Source organism: uncultured Agrobacterium sp. (genome assembly GCF_913777885.1).
GTDB lineage: Bacteria > Pseudomonadota > Alphaproteobacteria > Rhizobiales > Rhizobiaceae > Agrobacterium.
In genome coordinates this window covers 1-20890 of sequence record NZ_CAJYTV010000024.1, presented here as the reverse complement: position 1 = coordinate 20890, position 20890 = coordinate 1, and the positions used below count along the sequence as shown (strand labels likewise).

At 58.5% G+C, this 20890-nt stretch carries 20 protein-coding genes and 1 tRNA gene; 14 read left to right on the top strand and 7 right to left on the bottom strand.

Annotated features, from left to right (window positions below; all coding sequences use genetic code 11):
* Positions 1 to 158 precede the first annotated feature (158 nt).
* Together gltX and lysS are read left to right on the top strand one after the other, a co-directional pair.
* A complete protein-coding gene (gene gltX / locus QZ869_RS20420) occupies positions 159 to 1616 on the top strand; it encodes a glutamate--tRNA ligase (RefSeq protein WP_296078443.1) in 1458 nt (485 codons plus the stop codon).
* A 72-nt stretch (positions 1617 to 1688) separates the two neighbouring features.
* The gene (lysS, locus tag QZ869_RS20415; protein ID WP_296107012.1) at positions 1689 to 3191 is read left to right on the top strand and encodes a lysine--tRNA ligase; all 1503 of its coding nucleotides are present in this window, start codon (positions 1689 to 1691) and stop codon (positions 3189 to 3191) included.
* Positions 3192 to 3386: 195 nt separating this feature from the next.
* Here lysS and QZ869_RS20410 read toward each other — a convergent pair whose 3' ends face one another.
* Complete coding sequence (locus QZ869_RS20410) at positions 3387 to 4700, bottom strand: hypothetical protein (RefSeq protein ID WP_296107008.1); 1314 nt, start codon at positions 4698 to 4700, stop codon at positions 3387 to 3389.
* Between the two features lie 229 nt (positions 4701 to 4929).
* Between QZ869_RS20410 and QZ869_RS20405 the strand changes: the two genes are divergently transcribed.
* From QZ869_RS20405 to QZ869_RS20385, 5 genes are all read left to right on the top strand, one after another.
* Positions 4930 to 5820 carry a metal ABC transporter substrate-binding protein gene (locus QZ869_RS20405; RefSeq protein ID WP_296107005.1) on the top strand — a complete coding sequence of 297 codons (891 nt, stop codon included), beginning with the start codon at positions 4930 to 4932 and terminating at the stop codon, positions 5818 to 5820.
* A 56-nt stretch (positions 5821 to 5876) separates the two neighbouring features.
* A complete protein-coding gene (locus tag QZ869_RS20400) occupies positions 5877 to 6770 on the top strand; it encodes a manganese/iron ABC transporter ATP-binding protein (RefSeq protein ID WP_296107002.1) in 894 nt (297 codons plus the stop codon).
* A complete protein-coding gene (locus QZ869_RS20395; RefSeq protein WP_296077957.1) occupies positions 6767 to 7627 on the top strand; it encodes a metal ABC transporter permease in 861 nt (286 codons plus the stop codon). The genes QZ869_RS20400 and QZ869_RS20395 overlap by 4 nt, the downstream gene beginning before the upstream one ends.
* On the top strand, positions 7624 to 8487 hold the full coding sequence (locus tag QZ869_RS20390) for a metal ABC transporter permease (RefSeq protein ID WP_296106998.1): 864 nt from the start codon (positions 7624 to 7626) through the stop codon (positions 8485 to 8487). Before QZ869_RS20395 ends, QZ869_RS20390 begins: the two co-directional genes overlap by 4 nt.
* A 169-nt stretch (positions 8488 to 8656) precedes the next feature.
* Positions 8657 to 8830 (top strand): DUF1328 domain-containing protein, encoded by a 174-nt coding sequence (locus QZ869_RS20385; protein ID WP_296014448.1) that lies wholly within the window; start codon positions 8657 to 8659, stop codon positions 8828 to 8830.
* Between the two features lie 155 nt (positions 8831 to 8985).
* On the opposite strand, the gene QZ869_RS20380 is transcribed toward QZ869_RS20385, so the two are convergent.
* On the bottom strand, positions 8986 to 9717 hold the full coding sequence (locus tag QZ869_RS20380) for an SDR family oxidoreductase (protein ID WP_296014449.1): 732 nt from the start codon (positions 9715 to 9717) through the stop codon (positions 8986 to 8988).
* Positions 9718 to 9830: 113 nt separating this feature from the next.
* On the opposite strand from QZ869_RS20380, the gene QZ869_RS20375 reads away from it, so the two are divergent.
* Positions 9831 to 10595, top strand: coding sequence for an IclR family transcriptional regulator (locus QZ869_RS20375; RefSeq protein ID WP_296106996.1), 765 nt, complete (start codon positions 9831 to 9833; stop codon positions 10593 to 10595).
* A 119-nt stretch (positions 10596 to 10714) separates the two neighbouring features.
* Here the strand turns inward: QZ869_RS20375 and tal are convergent, their stop codons facing one another.
* The gene (tal, locus tag QZ869_RS20370) at positions 10715 to 11674 is read right to left on the bottom strand and encodes a transaldolase (protein ID WP_296106993.1); all 960 of its coding nucleotides are present in this window, start codon (positions 11672 to 11674) and stop codon (positions 10715 to 10717) included.
* 286 nt (positions 11675 to 11960) lie between these two features.
* Between tal and QZ869_RS20365 the strand changes: the two genes are divergently transcribed.
* Together QZ869_RS20365 and QZ869_RS20360 are read left to right on the top strand one after the other, a co-directional pair.
* On the top strand, positions 11961 to 12998 hold the full coding sequence (locus tag QZ869_RS20365) for a hypothetical protein (RefSeq protein WP_296106991.1): 1038 nt from the start codon (positions 11961 to 11963) through the stop codon (positions 12996 to 12998).
* A gap of 51 nt (positions 12999 to 13049) precedes the next feature.
* Entirely contained in the window at positions 13050 to 14048 is a 999-nt protein-coding gene (locus tag QZ869_RS20360) for a sugar-binding transcriptional regulator (protein ID WP_296039416.1), read from the top strand.
* Here the strand turns inward: QZ869_RS20360 and QZ869_RS20355 are convergent, their stop codons facing one another.
* Both QZ869_RS20355 and QZ869_RS20350 read right to left on the bottom strand, forming a co-directional pair.
* Positions 14049 to 14921: a bifunctional helix-turn-helix domain-containing protein/methylated-DNA--[protein]-cysteine S-methyltransferase gene (locus QZ869_RS20355; protein WP_296039413.1), complete on the bottom strand. Its 873-nt coding sequence runs from the start codon at positions 14919 to 14921 to the stop codon at positions 14049 to 14051. It lies immediately after the preceding gene.
* 73 nt (positions 14922 to 14994) lie between these two features.
* Positions 14995 to 15477 (bottom strand): DUF2244 domain-containing protein, encoded by a 483-nt coding sequence (locus tag QZ869_RS20350; RefSeq protein ID WP_296014458.1) that lies wholly within the window; start codon positions 15475 to 15477, stop codon positions 14995 to 14997.
* 44 nt (positions 15478 to 15521) lie between these two features.
* Here QZ869_RS20350 and nth point away from each other — a divergent pair, with 44 nt between their 5' ends.
* Positions 15522 to 16292: an endonuclease III gene (gene nth, locus QZ869_RS20345; RefSeq protein ID WP_296077946.1), complete on the top strand. Its 771-nt coding sequence runs from the start codon at positions 15522 to 15524 to the stop codon at positions 16290 to 16292.
* On the opposite strand, the gene QZ869_RS20340 is transcribed toward nth, so the two are convergent.
* On the bottom strand, positions 16266 to 17021 hold the full coding sequence (locus tag QZ869_RS20340; protein ID WP_296014461.1) for a sulfate transporter family protein: 756 nt from the start codon (positions 17019 to 17021) through the stop codon (positions 16266 to 16268). The two genes, nth and QZ869_RS20340, sit on opposite strands and share 27 nt — an antisense overlap.
* 271 nt (positions 17022 to 17292) lie before the next feature.
* On the opposite strand from QZ869_RS20340, the gene QZ869_RS20335 reads away from it, so the two are divergent.
* From QZ869_RS20335 to QZ869_RS20325, 3 genes are all read left to right on the top strand, one after another.
* Positions 17293 to 18114: a MurR/RpiR family transcriptional regulator gene (locus QZ869_RS20335; protein WP_296106987.1), complete on the top strand. Its 822-nt coding sequence runs from the start codon at positions 17293 to 17295 to the stop codon at positions 18112 to 18114.
* A 563-nt stretch (positions 18115 to 18677) separates the two neighbouring features.
* Entirely contained in the window at positions 18678 to 19253 is a 576-nt protein-coding gene (locus tag QZ869_RS20330) for a DUF6030 family protein (protein ID WP_296106985.1), read from the top strand.
* A gap of 478 nt (positions 19254 to 19731) precedes the next feature.
* Positions 19732 to 20265 (top strand): lipocalin family protein, encoded by a 534-nt coding sequence (locus QZ869_RS20325; protein WP_296106983.1) that lies wholly within the window; start codon positions 19732 to 19734, stop codon positions 20263 to 20265.
* A 398-nt stretch (positions 20266 to 20663) separates the two neighbouring features.
* Here the strand turns inward: QZ869_RS20325 and QZ869_RS20320 are convergent.
* A tRNA-Met gene (locus QZ869_RS20320) sits at positions 20664 to 20740 on the bottom strand.
* Between the last annotated feature and the right edge of the window lie 150 nt (positions 20741 to 20890).

Genomic DNA, 20890 nt, shown 5'->3' with positions numbered 1-20890 from the left:
GTGGAATATGGCCTAAGCCATGCCCAATGGGATGGTGTGAAATGGCGCTTGAGCCTGCGTCTCTTTTCACCCTTTCTTTCGCATCCAACGTCAATTTCGCTGACAACAGGCTGATTTTGAGCCTTGCGTCGCTGCAACGTCACGACGAGTGAATTCCAATGACCACTTCCGGCGTCCGCGTCCGTATTGCCCCTTCCCCCACCGGCGAGCCGCATGTCGGCACAGCCTATATCGCCCTCTTCAACTATCTCTTCGCCCAGAAGCATGGCGGCGAGTTCATTTTGCGCATCGAAGATACCGATGCCACGCGCTCCACGCGCGAATATGAAGAGAAGGTTCTGGAAGCGCTGAAATGGACCGGCCTGAAATGGTCGGAAGGCCCGGATGTCGGTGGTCCTTACGGCCCCTACCGCCAGTCCGAGCGCAAGGACATGTACTGGCCCTATGCGCAGGAACTGCTCGACAAGGGCCACGCCTTCCGCTGTTTCTGCACGCCGCAGCGCCTGGAAGAAATGCGCGAAGCCCAGCGCGCTGCCGGCAAGCCGCCGGGCTATGACGGTCTCTGCCTGCATCTGAAGGCGGAAGAAGTCACCGCCAAGATGGAAGCGGGCGAGCCTTCCGTCGTGCGCATGAAGATCCCCACCGAGGGTTCGTGCGATTTCCATGACGGCGTCTATGGCGATGTCTCGATCCCATGGGAATCGGTCGACATGCAGGTGCTGATCAAGGCCGACGGCATGCCGACCTATCACATGGCTAACGTCATCGACGACCATCTGATGAAGATTACCCATGTGGCGCGCGGCGAAGAGTGGCTGGCATCGGTGCCCAAGCACATCCTGCTCTATCGCTACTTCGGCTGGCAGGAGCCGGTGTTCATGCATCTGTCCCTGATGCGCAACGCCGACAAGTCCAAGCTTTCCAAGCGCAAGAACCCGACCTCGATCTCCTATTATTCCGCGCTGGGCTATCTGCCGGAGGCGCTGATGAACTTCCTCGGCCTGTTCTTCATCCAGATCGCTGAAGGCGAAGAGCTGCTGTCGATGGACGAGCTCGCCGCCAAGTTCGACCCGGAAGCACTCTCCAAGGCGGGCGCGATCTTCGACATTCAGAAGCTCGACTGGCTGAACGGTCGCTGGCTGCGCGAAAAGCTTTCGCCGGAAGAATTTATTGCCCGCACGCTGGAATGGGCGATGGAGAACCAGCGCCTGACCGAAGGCCTGAAGCTCTCCCAGAGCCGCGTCTCCAAGCTCGGTGAATTGCCCAATCTCGCAGGCTTCCTGCTCTCCGGCGATGTCGGCCTGACACCGGCCTCCTTCGCCGGGCTGAAGAGCAAGCCGGAAGAGATCCTCGAGATCCTGACGACGGTCGCTACCGATCTGGAAAAGATGCCGGATTGGAACGTCGAAGCCATCGAAGCGGAGCTGCGCGATGTGGCCGAACGCACCGGCAAGAAGCTGCGCGTCGTCACCCCGCCGCTCTTCGTCGCCATGTCCGGCTCGTCGCGCTCGCTGCCGCTCTTCGATTCCATGGCGCTGCTTGGCCGCTCGGTCGTGCGCCAGCGTCTGAAGGCAGCCATTGCCGTCGTCACGACGATGGTCGGCGCTGCGGGCTGACAGGACAGTGCGGGCACAAGACGTGGCCGCCACAGACACAAGAACAACACGCCCGAAAAAGGCTTTGAGACCATGACCGACACCAAGACGACCGAAACCACTGCCCTGTCCTCCGACGCCACTGAAGTACGCCGCCAGAAGCTGGCGCTTCTGCGCGACAAGATCGGCGACGTCTATCCGGCGCATTTCCACCGCACGCTGACCAATGCCGAGCTTGCGGAAAAATACGCCGAGATTGAGCCGGATGTCGAAACGGGCGATACGGTCACCGTTGCCGGTCGCGTCTATTCCTCGCGCAATTCCGGCATGTTCATGGATATCCATGATGCGTCGGGCAAGGTGCAGATCTTCTCCCACAAGGATACGACGCCGGAAGCCGCGCGCGAGATGCTGCCGATGATCGACATTGGCGACATCATCGGCGTTACCGGTAAGGTGCGCCGCACCAAGCGTGGCGAGCTTACGATCAATGCCGAAGAGATCACCATGCTCACCAAGTCGCTTCTGCCGATGCCGGAGAAGTGGAACGGTATTTCCGACGTCGAAATCCGCTATCGCAAGCGCCATCTGGACATCCTCTCCAACGAGGAATCCAAGCTGCGCTTCCAGCAGCGCTCCAAGATCATTTCCGGCATCCGCCGCTTCATGGAGGCCGAAGGCTTCCTCGAAGTCGAAACGCCGATGCTGCAGACGGTCTATGGCGGCGCGACCGCCGATCCGTTCAAGACCTTCCACAACACGCTGAAGATGGACATGTATTTGCGCATCGCGCCGGAACTGTTCCTGAAGCGCACGCTGGTATCTGGTCTTTCCGACAAGGTCTTCGAGGTCAACCGCAACTTCCGCAATGAGGGCGTGTCGACACGGCACAATCCCGAATTCACCATGCTGGAATGCTACTGGGCCTATGCCGACTACGAGGACATCATGAGCCTCGTCGAGCGTATGTTCGAAACGCTGGCAATCGCTATCCACGGCACCACCGAGCTGGACTTCCAGGGCCAGACGATTTCCTTCAAGGGTCCGTTCAAGCGCGTGCCGATGCCCGATGCCGTCAAGGAAGCGACCGGCATCGACTTCCTGGCGATCAAGACCGACGAAGAAGCCCGCGCCGCCGCCAAGGCTGCCGGTTTCGAAGTCGAGAAGGACTGGACCTGGGGCGAATGCCTCGCCTTCATCTTCGAAGAAAAGGTCGAAGGCACACTGATCCAGCCAAGCCATGTGACGCATTTCCCAAAGGACATCTCGCCCTTTGCCAAGGAAGTGCCGGGCGAACCGCGCCTCGTGGAGCGTTTCGAGAGCTACTGCAATGCTTGGGAAGTGGGCAACGCCTTCTCCGAACTCAACGACCCGGAAGAACAGCGCCGCCGCATGGTGGAACAGCTGGAACAGGCCCACGCCCGCGGCGAAAAGGACAAGCAGCTGGACGACGAATTCCTCGATGCCATCGACCAGGGCATGCCGCCAGCAGGTGGCCTCGGCATCGGCGTCGACCGACTGGTGATGCTGCTCACCAACGCCCCTTCCATCCGCGACGTCATCCTCTTCCCGGCCCGTCGCCAGAAGGCTGACTAAGGTCTGAGATGCGCGAAAGACCGTCGCGGCGAGCGGCGGTCTAGGAACGGTGGTTTGTTTGGAGCCGCCTTCTTATTCCCCCTCATTCCTGTCCTCGAACGTGGACCGAGGACAGGAATGAGGGGATGATGGTGCCTGCCTTTCGTGGCAAGCTTCGATCTCGGTCTGAAGACCTATCTCGCTCGGACAAGCCAATCAGTGCTCAGGCTTTGGCGCCTCTGCCGCGTGCTCGCCACCAGAAGCAGCCTCATGTCCATCCGCGCTTGGTGCGGCATGCGTGTCATGTCCACCAGTCGCCTCGCTGGCAGGCTTGCCATGTGCGTCCGCAGGCTCTTCCGCCACGGCTGGCGCGCTGTTACCCGCTGCATCGCCGTGCCCATCCGATGACACTGGCGCGCCGTGGCCTGCTGCCGCAGGCTGTTCCGCAGCTTGGGCGTTGGTCTCACCCTTGCCGAACAGCAGCGACTTGATGTAGCCGAAGCTGAACATGCTTTCGCTCTTGCCTTCGGGCGTCGACGTCAGCAGAGGCTCGCTCGTACCGTGGCCCTCTCCCTGCGCGCTCGCAGGCGCGTCGTGGCCACCTTCGGCGGGCGTCTCGCCACCGCCATGCCCGTCGCTCACGCCACCTTCGGAACCGTTCCCGTCGGATGGCTTGGCATCGCCTCCATGTGCGTCCGACCCGTGCCCGCCCGAGGCCTCGGCTCCATGACCCGCAGGCGCATCATGACCCGCAGGCGCACCATGGCCACCGGCAGGCGCACCATGGCCGTCCGCAGGAACTGCCGCAACGGGATCGGCGCAATCGGTAAACTCAGTCAGCGATGCAGTCATTGCCTTGGCGTCTTCAGCCGGCAGATCGATCCGCAGCCCGTAGAACTGGCCATCATCGGCAGCATTGCTATCGTAATAATAGGCGGAATAATTCTCGCTCGCGGCACCTTCCGGCAGCTTTGCGAGATCGGCAATGTAGATCGCCTGAGCGGCAATCGAGCGACCGCGCATGTCGGCGCGCATCTGAGGACCCTTTTGGTCAAGCACCGAAACCTGAACGAGATCGGGATGCTCCTTGTCGTAGATAGCTTTGGCGACGCGAAGCGCCGTTTTTACCCGCTCCTGCCCGTCGCCGCCCTCTGTCCGGACGAATTTGCGAATCCAGACCGAGCCGTTCTTCTTGATCTTGACCGTTTGTGCCGTCTTGCACTCAAGACCATTCAGCACGACCTCGGAGGGCCCGAAGAGCTGATCTTTGCCGACAAGAATAGCCGCGACGCCGGAAGCACCTCCCAAGAGGAGAATACCACCGCCAATCAACACCAATTTGCGGGAAAACCGTATTCTTTTGAACACTGCTTTCACGTCAAACGTCCCGACATCGACAACCTCGTCAAACGCCTTTTCCTCCCGCTGCGCCTCGTCGCGCAACCGGAGCAAAAGGCCGGATGGCGATACGCCCCATCCATGCAGGGTCCAATTCTGGAGGTTTGTTATTGAGGAAGGTTTAATCGCCACCGGAAACGCCGGTCCGCACCTGGACCATTTTTGGGCTAACGCTCTTCCGCTCCCATCGAAAGGCTTCAAGCGTCGCAGCTTTGCGACACCTCTAAAAGAGAGGACGGGCGTTCAAGCTTGCGTCCTGCTTTCCTTTTAATGCGAACGATTTGCAATATCATTGACAATCAGGGCGAGGTCTCCCACATTGCTATTGCGAATTAATCGCAAAAAAGGTTTGATCATCGTCATGAAGTTGACCCGCTCGACGTTTCTCGCCCTTTGTGTCGCAGCCTTGCTGCCCTTCTCCGCTGTCGCGGCGCAAAAACCGAAGGTGATCACAACCTTCACCATCATTGCCGATATGGCCCGCAACGTGGCCGGGGACGCCGCCGACGTCGAGAGCATCACCAAGCCGGGTGCTGAAATCCACAATTACCAGCCCACCCCGCGCGATATTCTCAAAGCCCGCGATGCCAATCTGGTCTTGTGGAACGGGCTCAATCTCGAACTCTGGTTTCAGAAGTTTCTTGCCAACCTCTCCGGTGTTCCCAATGTCGTCGTCAGTGATGGCGTAACCCCGATCTCGATCAGCGGCGGCGCCTATAGCGGCAAGCCAAATCCACATGCCTGGATGTCGCCAGACAATGCGCTGATCTATGTGGAGAATATTCGCAAAGCACTCACCCAGATCGATCCCGATCATGCCGACGTTTACGCGGCCAATGCCAAGGCCTACTCCGACAAGATCAGAGAAGAAATCCAGCCAATGCGCGATGCCATCGCAGCACTGCCCGAGAACAAGCGCTGGCTGGTCACGAGCGAGGGCGCGTTCTCCTATCTCGCGCGCGATTTTGGCTTGAAGGAACTGTTCCTCTGGCCGGTCAATGCCGATAGCCAAGGTACACCGCAGCAGGTGCGTAGCGTGATCGACGCGATGCGTGCCAACGATGTCCGCGTGATCTTCAGCGAAAGCACCGTCTCTCCCGATCCGGCAAAGCAGGTGGCGAAGGAAACGGGCGCTGCCTATGGCGGCATCCTCTACGTAGATTCTCTGAGCGAGGCAGACGGTCCGGTGCCGACCTATCTCGATCTCCTGCGCACCACGACCAGTACGATCGTGAAAGGTCTGAGCCAATGATGATGGGCAGCAAGAGAAGCGCGGCGAAAGCGCGAACTGTCAGCCTGGGCTACCAAATGGATCGGACGCTCCCGAATGAAGAGAAGGGTCTGACCGTCAACGGTGTGACGGTCACCTACCGCAATGGCCACACAGCGCTTCGCAACGCCAGCTTCTCCATCCCCAAGGGCACGATCACGGCCCTTGTCGGCATCAATGGTGCGGGCAAATCCACCATCTTCAAAGCCATCATGGGCTTCGTGCCGCTTGCCGCCGGCACCGTCTCCATCTTCGGAGAACTCGCTTCCGCCGCGCTGAAAAGGAACCTCGTGGCCTATGTGCCGCAGGCAGAAGAAGTGGACTGGAGCTTTCCCGTTCTCGTCGAAGATGTGGTGATGATGGGCCGTTACGGCCACATGAACTTCTTTCGCATTCCGACCAAACACGACCACCGCATGGTGGAAGAGGCGCTTGCCCGCGTCAACATGCTGGATTATCGCAAGCGCCAGATCGGCGAGCTTTCCGGCGGGCAGAAGAAGCGCGTCTTTCTCGCTCGCGCGCTCGCCCAGGAAGGCAAGGTCATCCTGCTCGACGAACCCTTTACCGGCGTCGATGTAACGACCGAGGAGCAGATCATCTCACTCCTGAAGGCCTTGCGCGATGAAGGCCGCATCATGCTGGTCTCCACCCATAATCTCGGCAGCGTTCCGGATTTCTGCGATCGCGCCGTCTTCGTCAAGGGCACGGTCATTGCCTCGGGCAAGACGAAAGACACCTTCACCGAAGCCAATCTCCAGGCCGCCTTTGGCGGCAGCCTGCGCCACTTAATTCTGGGTGGGGCTGATCTGCATGACGATGCCGACCCACGGCATCTGAAAGTCATCACCGATGACGAGCGCCCCTTCGTCATCTACGGCCAGAATGGCGCAGATGCTCCCCATCAGGCCAAGGCTGGAGACGAGGAGCGATGATCTCCACCCTTCTCGAGCCCTTCACCTATTCCTACATGCTGAACGCCATCTGGGTCAGTGCCCTTGTCGGCGGCGTCTGCGGGTTTCTCTCCGCCTATCTTATGCTGAAGGGCTGGTCGCTGATCGGCGACGCGCTGTCCCACGCCATCGTTCCGGGTGTGGCCGGCGCCTATATGCTGGGTCTGCCCTTCGCACTCGGCGCATTCTTTTCCGGTGGCCTGGCAGCGGCATCGATGCTGTTTCTCAACCAGAAGACAAAGCTGAAGGAAGACGCCATTATCGGCCTGATCTTCACTTCCTTTTTCGGTCTCGGCCTCTTCATGGTGTCGCTTTCGCCCACCTCCATCAACATCCAGACCATCGTTCTCGGCAATATCCTTGCCATCACCACGGAGGACACGATCCAACTGGCGCTGATCGGCGGCATCAGCCTTCTGGTCCTTTCGCTGAAATGGCGGGACTTCATGGTCGTCTTCTTCGATGAGAACCACGCCCGCACCATCGGCCTGAAGCCGGATGTGCTGAAAGTAATCTTCTTCACCCTGCTTGCCGCCTCTACCGTCGCGGCGCTGCAAACCGTCGGCGCCTTTCTGGTCGTCGCCATGGTGGTGACGCCGGGCGCCACCGCCTATCTTCTGACCGACCGGTTCGAGCGGCTGATCGGCATGAGCTTCGGCATCGGCGCCATCACCAGCTTCGTTGGCGCGTATCTCAGCTACTTCCTGGACGGCGCAACCGGTGGCATCATCGTGGTGCTGCAAACCCTGATCTTCCTCGCCGCCTTCTTGCTTGCCCCGAAGCACGGCTATCTGGCGTCGCGCGCCAAGGCCCGCGCCGCACTCGAGGAGCCAGCATGAGCGCGTTTCTCGAACTGGCATTCCTACCTTTCCACGTGCCGTTCATGCAGTACGCCTTCATCATCACGCTGATGATTGCCGTGCCGATGGCGATGCTTTCCTGCCTGCTGGTGCTCAAAGGCTGGTCGCTGATGGGCGATGCCGTCTCCCATGCCGTGCTGCCCGGCGTCGTCGTCGCCTACATCGTCGGCATCCCCTTCTCCATCGGCGCTTTTATCGCCGGCATGATCTGCGCACTCGGCACCGGATTCTTAAAGGAGAACAGCCGCATCAAGGAGGACACGGTGCTCGGCATCGTCTTCTCCGGCATGTTCGGGCTGGGATTGGTGCTCTACGTCAAGGTGCAAAGCGACGTGCATCTCGATCATATTCTCTTCGGCGATATGCTCGGCGTTTCGGTGGCGGATATCATCGAGACGGGCGCAATCGCGCTTGCCGCAACGCTCTTTCTCGCCATCTTGCGAAAGGACTTGCTGGTGCATGCCTTCGATCCGCAGCACGCCAAGGCCATCGGCCTGCCGGTCCGCATCCTGCATTACGGCCTGCTTTCGGTCTTGTCGCTGACGGTCGTCGGCGCGCTTCAGGCGATCGGCATCATCCTGTCCGTCGCCATGCTCGTAGCCCCCGGTGCCATCGCTTTCCTCATCACGCGACGCTTCTCTGCGATGCTGGTCGCTGCAATCTCGGTAGCGCTTTTTTCCGCCACGCTCGGCATCTGGCTGAGTTTCATGATCGATAGCGCACCGGCACCCACCATCGTCCTGATCATGAGCGGCCTCTTCGTCCTCGCCTTCCTGCGCACGACGATGGCAGCGAGAAAGATCTCCGCCTCCACCGCGGCAGAAGGCTTAGGACCGTGAACCTCAAAAAGATTTTCGGTACCCTGGAACCTCTTCCCTCACTTTCGCGTCATTATTGCATGTCGCGCGAGCGTTAAAATCGCTCTTACGACAACGACCTGATGACAAACGAGTGAGTCCAGACCCTCAAGCGTTTGCCCGTTTCAAATCTGACGTAAGAGGAACGACCATGCTGAAGTGGGCCCTGATATTTTTCGTGATCTCGATCATCGCCGGTGTTTTCGGCTTCACCGGAATTTCCGCGGCAGCTTCAGGCATCGCCCGAATTCTGTTCTTCATCGCGGTCGTTGTCTTCGTCATCTTCCTGGTGCTGGCGCTGATGGCCGGCCAGGCTATCCTCTAAGGATCATGCGATCCCTTTAATGCAGAAACGGTCGGGCCGCCCCCGACCGTTTTTGTTTGGTGATATCGGTGACCAGTGGAGATTGGCAAAGATCGGCCTATCCGCTTTCACCGCCCTCCTCGACCTTTAAGTCGAGAAAGACGCAATATCCGGACTTAAGCCGTCCAGCCACCATCGATCACGTGAATCTGACCGGTGGTGAACCCTGCCTCGTCCGAAGCGAGATAAGTGACCAGCGCTGCGATCTCTTCCGGCTTGGCGATACGGCCCATAGGCTGGCGCGCGATGAAGTCGGAGAGCGCCTTCTCGTAATCGCCCGTGGCGCGCAGACGCTCATGCAGCGAGGGGCTGTCGACGGTACCCGGGCAGATCGCATTGCAGCGGATACCCTTGGTGACAAAATCAGAGGCAATCGACTTGGTCAGGCCGACGACTGCAGCCTTGGAAGCCGTATAGGCGAAGCGGTTCGGCACGCCTTTGACGCTGGACGCCACTGACGACATGTTGACAATCGCGCCCTTGCCCTTTTCCAGCATGGCGGGCAAGAAGGCGCGGCAAGTGCGATACATGGCCTTGGCATTGAGATCGAAGGAGAAATCCCAGTCCTTTTCCTCGCAGTCGAGGATGGTGCCGGCATGCACGAAGCCTGCGCAGTTGAAGAGCACATCCGCAGAGCCGATCTCGGCGGCAAAGGCTTGGACGGCAGCGCCATCGAGAACGTTGAGAACGCGGGTCTCGGCATTTTCAAGGGTTGCGAGCGCAGCTTCGTTGATATCGGTGGCGATAACGCGCGCACCGAGCGCGATGAAGCGTTCCGCCGTTGCCCGGCCGATACCCTGCGCCGCTGCGGTAATGACAACGGTCTGTCCTGAAAAATCCTGGGCCATGATGGCTCTCCTCCCGGCGCTCTATGCGCTATATCTCAAATATGCATCGACAATTCATATGTAAACGGTGTATTCACAGACCGTCAAGCCAGCATGCAATCGATAGAGGCCCTATGACGGACGACGATAGCGACAGATACCGCGCTCCCGCGCTCGACAAGGGTCTCGATATCCTTGAGCTTCTGGCCCGCACCGATGGCGGCCTGACGCAGGTGGAGATCGCCAAGGCGCTCGGCAAGAGCCCGAACGAGTTCTATCGGATGCTGGATCGCCTGGTGCGCCGCGGCTATGTGCAGCGTCAGGACGGCGATCGCTTTGCCCTGACCCTGAAGATGTTTGGTCTTGCCCACTTCCATCAGCCGATCAGGCGTCTCGTTTCCTTTGCCGCACCGATGATGCGCGATTTCTCCGCAAAGGCGCAGCAGGCCTGCCACCTGGCAGTCTATGACCGCGGCTCGGTCGTCGTCATTGCGCAGCAGGATTCATCCACCTATTGGGCGCTCTCCATTCGCGTCGGCGCCCAGATGAGCCTGTTCAACACCGGCTCCGGCCACGTCCTTCTGGCCTTCCAGAACGATACGCAACGGGAGTTGATGATTGCCGAACAGTTGCGCGGCAACGAGAGGGAACTGCCTAAAGGCCTGCGCGAACGACTCCAACAGGTAAAGGCCCAAGGCTATGAGAGCATGAACAGCCTGCAGACGGCAGGCGTACTCAACATTTCCGCGCCCATCCTGACGCTTGATGGTACGGCGCTCGCTGTCGTCACCTGCCCCTTCATCGGTTCACTCAACGAAGCGGCGCCAAAGGAAGACGACTGTTTGGACCTGATCCGTCAGACTGCAAAAGCGATTTCCGAGGTCGTGGCCGGACAGTAACGACAGACGATCTAGGAAAGGAAAAGCGCGACTGCCAGGGGGAGCAGCCGCGCTTCAAGACTGGAGATCTTATGAGAATAAAACGACCGGGCGCCCATTCAGTTCCCGGCTTTTTGCCGTTACGCGGCTGCCAGTTCCTTGCGGACGATTTCGCGTAGCGACACCAGATCCTTGGCAAACAGGCGGATGCCCTCGGAGAGCTTTTCCGTCGCCATGGCGTCTTCGTTGAGCTGCCAGCGGAAGCTCTTCTCGTCGAGCGACTGCAGCGGCTCTGCCTTGGCATGATCCGGAGAAAGCTTGCGCTCCAGCGTGCCCGTGTCCTTGTCCAGCTCTTCCAGAAGCGCGGGGCTGATCGTCAGGCGGTCGCAGCCAGCAAGCGCTTCGATTTCGCCGACATTGCGGAAGGATGCGCCCATAACGACGGTCGCAATGCCGTTCGCCTTGTAGTAATTGTAGATCTGGCGCACCGAGATGACGCCCGGATCGGTCTCAGCCGTGTAGGTCTCACCTGTCGACTTCTTGTACCAGTCGAGAATGCGGCCGACGAAGGGCGAGATGAGGAAGGCCTTCGCCTCGGCGCAGGCGATCGCCTGGGCCTGGGAGAAGAGAAGCGTCAGATTGCAGTCGATACCTTCAGCCTGCAGCACTTCCGCCGCCTTGATGCCTTCCCAAGTGGAGGCCAGCTTGATGAGAATACGCTCACGCTCGATGCCGCGCTCCTTATAGGCAGCAATGATGCTGTGCGCCTTGGCGATCGATGCCTGCCTATCGAAGGAGAGATCGGCATCCACTTCGGTCGAAACGCGACCGGGAACGAGATCGACAAGGGCTGCACCGACCGAAATCGCCAGACGATCGGCCACGGCGGCAATTACACCTTCGGAGCTTCCGCCCTGCTTGCGGCCCCAGGACACCGCTTCCTTCACCGTGTCGGCAAAGGCCGGCGTACCAAGCGCCTTGAGCACGATGGAAGGGTTGGTGGTGCAATCCACCGGCTTCAGACGGGCCACCGCTTCAATATCGCCGGTATCGGCAACCACAGTGGTGATGGCGCGAAGTTGATCAAGCTTGGAAGTCATGCCGTATAATCCTTGTGATTTTTTTCGGAAACCATCGCTATCGAATTTCGTTCCGCACGGGTGAGCATACAGACGGCGACAAGGGCGTTTGTTCACCCTGAGTATCGCGCAGGCGACGGACGAAAGTCAAGACATTTGCCCATCGCAATTGACATAAGTTTCAACCCTGCAATACTCGAACACCATGAGGCCGGGCAAAGTCATGACGCTGTCGTGCATCCGGCAAGCGACAAATGACCGTGAAGACGATCGTTCTGTAGACCTCTGACTGATGAGCCCAGCGCGGATGCAAAGACTAAGACCCAAAAGCCTGCTGCGGATTGCCGGGACGATGCTCGCCCTGGCGGTTTTCCATCAGGAAGCGCTGGCGGATGCGCAAAAACCTGTCGATCCTTCCGAGCTTCAGCGTGCAGTCGAGGCGTGTTTCGCCCCGCCCATGGGGGCAACCGGTCCGGTCGTCATTTCCGCAACGTTCCTTTCGGATGGATCGCTCGATCAAAGGCCAGCCGTCATCGAAAAAGGCGAAGGGGCGCTGAATGAAGCATTCGCCACTGCGGGAATAAGGGCAATACTTCGATGCCAGCCGCAACTTGCCGCCATGGGCATCAAAGGCGAGGTCCGGTTTAGATTTGCGCCGCCGCCGTCAGACGTGATGGACGACCCAGCATCGGTACCGTCTTCCGAGCGACTGGAGGATATGCACAACGCTGCACGAAGCTTGAAGGATTTTGCTGCGCGCAATGGTCGCTCGCAGGCAGCTATGAGGCCCTCCAAGCCAGAGATTTCGATCATGCTCGATATTCTCTGCCGCCCGAAGGAGGCGGAAAAGCTGGTAGAACTCTCCGCTGAAGACTATCGAGCACTCTCCAGCTACACACGCTCGGTCAGCGTTGTCATGGACGTCTATGACGCCATTTCTGCCGGAGGCACGCAGAAGGATATCAACGTCAACATGCGAGAACTCGGTGCTTGTCTGGACGCAGCGCTGTGGTCTACGCGCGCCGTCTTGACCAACATGCATAAAATCTTCTCTGCGACACCTGCGCTCTCCAACGATCCAGAGGCGACGGCAATACGTGTACGAACATATTCGAACGTCACCACGGTCATCGAGGGCGGCTTGGAGGCGATCGGCTTGGATGGCATGGAGCCGCGCTGGTGCGATGCTCGCTTAGCGCCGCTGACCTCGCTTATAGAGGTAGCATCTCCCGTGATATCCGATAAGGACAGACAAACCCTCCGCCTTGCCATGCGTAAGGCGGAAAAATGCAGCGATAAAACGCGCGCCTCTCTACAGGCTCTGCTTCAACCTAGAGAGCCTTGAGCGCCACACCCGTATTTCAAGCACACTCAGACCAGGACATGACATAAGACAGTGGTAAAACTGCGTAGAGAAACCCATACCGCCTATTCCGAAGCTGCCTCACTGCGGTTGCGCGCCGCATGGCTGTATTACAATCAGGGCATGACTCAGAAGGATGTGGCCGAGAAACTTGGGCTCAGCCGCTCCACCGTCATCCGCCTGCTCGACGAGGCGATGAAGCGCTCCGACGTGCAGATCTGGATCAATGAAGGCATCGAGGATTACGTCGAACTTTCGATCGCGCTCGAAAAAGCCTATGGCCTAGATGAGGCGGTGATCATTCCGACAGGCTCGAACAAAGCCGAGGATATCGCCAAGGGGGTGGGCCTGGCGCTCGGCCAGTTTCTCTCTGAGGTCGTGCCGGACAATGCCACCATCGGCGTCGGCTGGGGCCGCACCATGACCGCCTCTCTCTCCAGCTTTCGCCCGCCGCGGCGGGAAAACTGCAAGGTCGTCTCGCTACTCGGCGGGATTGTCGCCGTGCATCAGACCAACCCGCTTGATTACACATGGCGGCTGGCAAGCGCACTCGGTGCGGAATGTTACATGTTTCTCGCCCCGCTTCTGGTCGACTCCAGTGAAACCAAGCGAGCGCTGATTGAGAAATGCGGACTGAGCACACTCTACGCGCTCGCCGAAAACCTCGATCTGGCCATCGTCAGCTGCGGCGATATCGGCCCGCACTCCACCTCGCTATCGGAGGGCTTCATTTCCAAACAGACGCTGGAAGAGCTGGTGGCGGCAGGCTGCGTCTGCGACACCATGTTCAACTTCATCGATGCCGAAGGCCGCTCCGTCGATCATCCGATCAACAATCACGCCATGGCGATCGATCTCGACACGCTGAAAAAGGCCAAACACATCGTGCTGGCCTCCGGCGGCGCCCACCGCGCCACCGCCATCCGCGCCACGATCAAACGCATTGGCTGCAACACGCTGATTACTGACGAGGCAGCGGCACGGGCGTTGATGGACTTGGAGAGTGCACAGACTACTGCCAGACAGGACTGATCACACCCGCCCTGTCTCCCAACCCAGCATCGCACGCTTACGGGTAATCCCCCAATGGTAGCCGGTCAGCGCGCCACTTTTGCCAAGCGCGCGGTGGCAGGGCACGACAAAGGAAATGGGGTTGGCGCCGATAGCGGCACCCACCGCACGCGATGCCGTCGGCTGGCCGATATCTTGGGCCACATGCGAGTAGGTCACTGCCCGGCCCATCGGGATTTTCAACAGGCTCTGCCACACCCGCACCTGAAAATCCGTGCCAAGCAGCACGACGCGCAAGGGCTTATCGCTGGTCCAGCGGGCGGGATCAAAGATGCGCTCCGCATAGGGCGCAGTCGCCGCCTGGTCTTCCACATAGATGGCGTTCGGCCAGCGTCTCGCCATGTCCTCGAAGCAGGCGGTTTCTTCACCTGGATCGGCAAAGGCACAGCCTGCAAGTCCGCGATCGGTGATCATCACCAGCGCAAGACCAAAGGGTGATGGATGATACCCATAGCGGATCTGCAACCCGCGGCCCTTCATCTTCCATTCGCCGGGCGACATGGCTTCATGCGTCACGAACAGATCGTGCAGTCGGCTTGGTCCGGACATGCCCACTTCGATGGCAGTCTCCAGGAGAGGAAGGTTCTCTTCGCGCAGCAGCCGCTTGGCATGATCCAGTGTCACCGCTTGCAAAAAGGCTTTCGGTGAAAGTCCGGCCCAACGGGTAAAGGTCTTCTGCAACTGCGTGGGCGACTGGTCGAGGCGGGCAGCGATTTCTTCAAGCGATGGCTGGTCACGATAATCCAGCGTCAGAATCTCGATCACCTGTCGCACAGTGTCGTAATCGCTGCCGACCGGCGTGATATCTTCTTTCAGCATGATATTGGCAGTCATGGGCGTGTCTCCTTGGTGAGCACAAGACCATGACACGTCGCCCGTCTCCACCCGTTTCTTGCGCCAGTCCCTATCAGATTTTCAGCCGCACAGTGGCAAGTGCATTGCGAAAGGCTTTGGCGAAACTCTCGCGATCATCGGGATTGAGGAAGGAGCCGATATCGGTCACGCGTCCTTCCCCGGAAACATGCATGGACAATATGCCGAATTCCTCGTGCCGGCGCACACGAAAGCGCGCCCAGAACGGGTTGAATCGATGTTCCACCATATCGCCTTTGGGGGAAAATTTGCGGATCGACAGGCTGGTGCGCGACACAACGACCTGTTCCTTGACCTGCCCCGCACGGTAATTTGCCCGGAACGCCACGTAGAGCAGCAGAAAATCGAGCCCCAGGAAAAAGCCGATCGGCCAGGCGCCGGTCACGAGGAAAAAGCCACCATACAAGACCGCCACCAGCGCGCTGATCAGCAGCAACACACGAAAACCCTTGCGCCCCAACGAGCGATAGGGAATGAGTTCGGCAGAAAAAACCGGCTGATCGTTGAGCATTTCCATCTGCCTTCCTCGATACGGCTGATCAACGCGCATGTAGATTTGTTATGACAATCGACAAGAAACGATCCAGCACCCAAACGTTGAAAAAGTCAATTTCGACGGCGAAGCCAAGGCAAAAACGCGTGAAGACCGCCTATTCGCAAGAGGAACTGAACGAGATTTTTCGCCGCTTCTCCATCCAGCGGCCGGAGCCGAAGGGTGAGCTGGAACATACAAATCCCTTCACGTTGGTGGTGGCCGTAGCACTTTCCGCCCAGGCCACCGATGTCGGCGTCAACCGGGCGACACGAGCGCTGTTTGCCATTGCCGATACACCGCAAAAAATGCTGGCGCTCGGCGAAGAGCGGCTGATCGATCATATCAAGACCATCGGACTTTACCGAAACAAGGCCAAGAACGTCATCGCCTTGTCTCAGATGCTGATCGATAATTTCGGCGGTGAGGTTCCCAAAAGCCGCGAAGAGCTGATGATGCTGCCCGGTGTTGGCCGAAAGACTGCGAATGTGGTCATGTCCATGGCGTTTGGCATTCCCACGCTCGCCGTCGATACGCACGTCTTCCGCATCGCCAACCGCATTCTGCTCGCACCCGGCAAAACCCCGGACGAGGTCGAGGAGAGGCTGGTGCGTATCATTCCAGAGCCCTACCTCTTCCACGCCCACCATTGGCTGATCCTGCATGGGCGCTATTGCTGCAAAGCGCGAAAACCCGAATGCGAGCGATGCGTTATCGCCGATATCTGCAAATCACCCGAAAAGACCTGGGATGTACCGGCGCCTTTGGTGGAGCTACCGGCCCAGCTGATTGGTGCCTGAACGAGCCCCTGTAGACACCGCCGTAAATGACGGGTCTTTCCGGCTGATCGATTTATGCAGATGCACCATGAAGGATGCGGCAAACAGCGGTGTCAGCAGGTTGAGGAACGGAACCGCGAGAAAGGCCGCGATGACGAGCCCCGCCATGAAAACGGTGGACGCGTGCTTGGAGCGGAAAGCGCGCGCCTCGGCCGGCGAGCGAAAACGCATCGCCGCGAATTCGAAGAACTCTCGCCCCAGCAGATATCCATTGACCATGAAGAAGGCGATCAGGTTCACGCCCGGCACGAGAAGCAGAAGAAGCGCGATGGCATTGCCGAGAATGACGATGCCGAAGAACTTGACGGAGGACACCACCGCCTCCCCAAGCGGCATGGCGCGACCGGCAGGCTCGGTCGCATAGTCCCGTTGCTCGATAACCTCTGCCACATCGTCGAGAAACAATCCGGCGATGACCGCCGTGACGGGCGAGATCAACAGAGCAAGCGCCAGCGCCAGGCCGATGCCTGCCAGCACCGCCAGCACGACACTCATCCACCCTGCCCAATCCGGCATGCCCGGAACAAGAGAATCGAGCCACGGCAGGGCAAGCCAGAGGAAAAGCCCACGAATGGCAAACCACAGACCGATCAAAACAAGAATGGTAAGCCCCAGCACCTTCCAGAACACGGAGCGTGTCTGAGACGCGAACAGGTTTTCAAATGCGCGTCTAGCTGCGTTCAGGATCAAAAGACTCTCCATCCACTCCAATATGTTGGAGATGGAGACATAGGGCGACGATGCACCTTCCACAAGGACACCATTTTATGACATTTTTCTGAATAATGTGATTGCGGCCATCTTTACCTGACATAAAAGGCATGCCTAAACTATTAAAAAGAACGGGGGAGAAATAGTATTTTCCTCTCAAAAGCGATAAGGTGTGTCGCAAATCACTCTCTTGGCGTTCGAAGATAGAAGGCTTCGAAGCGTCACCCGATAGAAACGTGAAGAGGCATTGTTGGAAAAGCTACTGATCGATCTTTCTCGATTGATAAAGTCCGGTACGCCTGCGGAGCGGCGCATCGCCAAGTATCTCATGGAGCACTTGACCGAGTTGCCATTCGAGACAGCTGCGACGCTTGCGGAAAAACTGGGGCTGAGCCCGATGACGGTCGGCAGATTTCTGCGATCTCTCGGCTATCGGCAATTGAGCGATATTCGCGAACACCTGCGCGAAAGAAATCCCGCGCCTGCAGCGGCTGTACCTGAAAGCAGGGATACGCGCCAATCCCCGCTCTCGGCGCTGATGCTGCAACAGATACAGGCAGTCCAGGCGGTCTATGATCTGGCAGGCCAGGCGGTCTGGAAGACCGCACTGGATGCCATCGCCCAAAGCCGCAACGTCTTTGTTGCCTCCTCCGCCGAAACCTTCGGGCTCTGTCGCTACTTCTATATGAAGCTACTGGAGTGCCGCGAGCGCGTGCATTATCTCCAGAGCGACGGTTCGACCTATATCGAGCTGATGGATGAGGAGCCGGACAACACGCTGCTGATTTTGATCGATTGCGGCGGCGACCTTCCCGCTCTCCAGCGTCTTGCCAAGATGGCGAAACAGGGCCGCTACAAGACCCTGTTGATCACAACTCGCTTCTATGAATGGGGCCCGGAAAGCGCAGATATCTGCCTTACCATCCCGCTGAACCAGAACGGCGGCGAGAGTATGCTGCACCTGGTCGCCATGACCGAGTTCATGCTTCAGTCGCTGTCAGAAAATACCGGCTCCGCCCGCAGGCAACGGTTCAAGCGCATAGGCGAGCTGCAACGCGGTTTGACCGGGTAAGCTTCAGTCATGACGATCAGCGCTGCGTGCTGCTTCATGGAGCTACGCACTGTCCATGCGCTATATCGTGCCAAGACGTGACGCGGATCTACAATAGAACGCAGACCTGGGCGCTGTGAATGCGTCTTGCGGATATCGATGCGCTTGTCCTGTCTGCGCCTGGATCGTTGCGCCTAGTGAGCCGCGCTCAACCGGAATGTCTTTCACAGAGAGAAAGGACTGGTTCGAAGCGGTTCATCACAGCCCGAGAGCTAGCGCAACAGACCTTAAGACTGTCAGGGAAACGTGTTATTAGGTTGCGGGGAAACTGAGGACATCCGTCTTCATATCCCCAGAGCATTCGTGCCGATCACCGGACCGCCCGCAATGCTTCATGCCTTTGTTTTTTGACCCATTGTCTGAGCGCTAAAGCAATTACGCTTCATGCGATATGCTCTCGCTATGACCAGTCTCATCTATACGGATCGTTGAGGCATCGATGATAGAACTGTCGCTGTGCCAATACCGAACCATGAACGGCAGCCGATCGTCGTCGAACTGATCTTGAAGCGGAGCTTTCAGGGATGCTCATGATCTCCATCCTGTCCCTCGCGCTGATGCCGATAGACACGGCGAAGGCAACGCTCCGGATCGCTTCCCCTCCCCATATTCAGGCTGTGTCCAAAGGCGCTCGACTTCCGGCAAAGACGTTCGATGCAAGCCGCTGCCGGGGCATGTCGGACCTCTCCCAGAAAAATCCGCCGGTGTTTCAGGAGGGCGCGAACGGGGAGTGGGAGTGTACAAGCTTTCTTGAGTTCCCAGAGACCGGCCACGACCCATCGATCTTTATCCAGATACGCGGTGCCAAAGGAGAAAGCTGGAGCACGTTTCGCCTGAAACTCAACTTCGGTTCGCCGCTCTCGCGCCAGACGTTGAGCGAGAGAGCAGTTGCCATCATCGAGTCGCTCATAGGCGACAGGACGCAGTTGGAAGAGTTGAGGACAAGGCTTGCCGCCCGCGAGGAGTTCGAGTCCTCCATTGCAGGCATCGGACTTCGCTACCGGCAGGAAGGCATGGACCCCACACGCTTCAACCTTTTTGGTAACAACATTCCGCCTCTGCGAGGAACGTTACCTGCTCGGTCGTCGGCGAGACAGTGACGGTTCTCCCTGCCGATGCGCAACGTTAGGGGAGCCGTGGAAGTTTGCGGTCATGCCTTCAATGCGTCGAAGCGCGTTGACATCCGAGGATCCGCCAAAGCTTCTTTAGTTTCGCTTACCACGCTGCTTTTAAGCTTGGACCGATCCTACGCTTGAAGCCGCCATGTCTGACGACCATCGGACCGCAGAGAGCCATGCCCCAAATTTGAGGAGCAATGTCTGGACCGCGCCATCGTCTGACTTATCACCTGCGGCACAAGCTGCAGCGACGCATGGACTCTGAAAGAAGGAACTGATGGTTACCGCTGGCTACGGTCGTAGTCACCCTCACCACACACACGAAATTATGTTTGCGCAAACAGCAAAGCGACCCAAGAGCTAAGTCGCTTTTTCGCTTATAACTCGACGCTGGCGAAAAATGTTGATACCGATCGACATACGCCTGGGAACTATCAGCGTGAGGCCTCATTAAACGACCATGAAACTCAGAATCTTTCTCCCGATCATCGCTAGCGGATTGTTGGCAGCCTGCACCACGGTAGGCCCGGTCGGCAATGCATCCGTCCCCCAGCCGAGCAAAACGGTTCAGCTGAACCGGTATCTCGGCGATTGGTTCGAACTCGCCCGTTATGAAAACGCCTTCGAAACGGATTGCGAGGGCGTCACAGCGCGATACTCTCTTCGAGATGACGGGATGATCAAGGTCATCAACACGTGCCGGAAAGGCAGCCCTGAGGGCAGCAAGAAAGAAATTGAGGGCCGCGCAAAAATCGTTCCTGACAGCGGCAATGCCAAACTCAAAGTGTCGTTCTTCGGTCCATTCTATGGCGACTACTGGGTCCTCGACCACGCGAACGACTACTCATGGTCGATTGTAGGCGAACCTTCCGGCAGGTATCTCTGGATTCTCACCCGCACACCGAAGCCTTCCGAGCAAACGCGCAAGATGCTCGTCAACAAAGCAAAGGCTCTGGGCTACGACGTGGGCCTGCTCCGCTGGACCAAGCACTAGTAGCGCCGCAAAATCTTAGCCTCAGCCGAGATATATCAGGCTGAGGCTCATCCGTTCGGGGCCGATCGTGGCCCCGCCTCAGCCAAGCTATGACGACAAACATCCCGAGCATTGCTGACATAGGAACCCGTAGCCGTTCCTATGATGCCTCACGAACGCCCGTCTTTTTCAGCCACTCGGCGCGCGGACTGCTTTTCGAGCAATTACGAAGACGCGTCCATGGCCGCTACCCAAATTGCACTCCGCATCGGCCGCCTGCTCGGATTTAACGATCTCTGTGAATCGAAAGAGCCTATCAAGGCGCCATTTGTACAATTCAGCTTCTACAGCGCTCGGCGCAGGCCTAAATACAAAAAAGCCCCAAGGCTTACGCCGCGGGGCTTTGTTGCATATTGCTTTGGTTGCGGGGGCAGGATTTGAACCTGCGGCCTTCAGGTTATGAGCCTGACGAGCTACCGGGCTGCTCCACCCCGCGTTGATTATGAGCGATGTCCGAGGGATTGCCCGGATGTTTTTGTTTTGCCGGTCCTCGGAAGCTTTGCTTCCTGCGGTTCGGCAGGGGCTGCTCGAGCCCTCGTTGACTTTGATCGACTTTGATGTCGAGTAAGCTTTAGAGGTGCAAAAG

Bases quoted from the DNA above. Each gene is read 5' to 3' on its own strand.
- QZ869_RS20380 (WP_296014449.1), bottom strand. From the start codon at position 9,717: ATGGCCCAGGATTTTTCAGGACAGACCGTTGTCATTACCGCAGCGGCG.
- QZ869_RS20390 (WP_296106998.1), top strand. From the start codon at position 7,624: ATGAGCGCGTTTCTCGAACTGGCATTCCTACCTTTCCACGTGCCGTTC.
- tal (WP_296106993.1), bottom strand. From the start codon at position 11,674: ATGACTTCCAAGCTTGATCAACTTCGCGCCATCACCACTGTGGTTGCC.
- lysS (WP_296107012.1), top strand. From the start codon at position 1,689: ATGACCGACACCAAGACGACCGAAACCACTGCCCTGTCCTCCGACGCC.
- QZ869_RS20350 (WP_296014458.1), bottom strand. From the start codon at position 15,477: ATGGAAATGCTCAACGATCAGCCGGTTTTTTCTGCCGAACTCATTCCC.
- QZ869_RS20330 (WP_296106985.1), top strand. From the start codon at position 18,678: ATGCTCATGATCTCCATCCTGTCCCTCGCGCTGATGCCGATAGACACG.
- QZ869_RS20400 (WP_296107002.1), top strand. From the start codon at position 5,877: ATGGATCGGACGCTCCCGAATGAAGAGAAGGGTCTGACCGTCAACGGT.
- QZ869_RS20375 (WP_296106996.1), top strand. From the start codon at position 9,831: ATGACGGACGACGATAGCGACAGATACCGCGCTCCCGCGCTCGACAAG.
- nth (WP_296077946.1), top strand. From the start codon at position 15,522: ATGACAATCGACAAGAAACGATCCAGCACCCAAACGTTGAAAAAGTCA.
- QZ869_RS20365 (WP_296106991.1), top strand. From the start codon at position 11,961: ATGCAAAGACTAAGACCCAAAAGCCTGCTGCGGATTGCCGGGACGATG.
- QZ869_RS20325 (WP_296106983.1), top strand. From the start codon at position 19,732: ATGAAACTCAGAATCTTTCTCCCGATCATCGCTAGCGGATTGTTGGCA.
- QZ869_RS20385 (WP_296014448.1), top strand. From the start codon at position 8,657: ATGCTGAAGTGGGCCCTGATATTTTTCGTGATCTCGATCATCGCCGGT.
- QZ869_RS20395 (WP_296077957.1), top strand. From the start codon at position 6,767: ATGATCTCCACCCTTCTCGAGCCCTTCACCTATTCCTACATGCTGAAC.
- gltX (WP_296078443.1), top strand. From the start codon at position 159: ATGACCACTTCCGGCGTCCGCGTCCGTATTGCCCCTTCCCCCACCGGC.
- QZ869_RS20355 (WP_296039413.1), bottom strand. From the start codon at position 14,921: ATGACTGCCAATATCATGCTGAAAGAAGATATCACGCCGGTCGGCAGC.
- QZ869_RS20405 (WP_296107005.1), top strand. From the start codon at position 4,930: ATGAAGTTGACCCGCTCGACGTTTCTCGCCCTTTGTGTCGCAGCCTTG.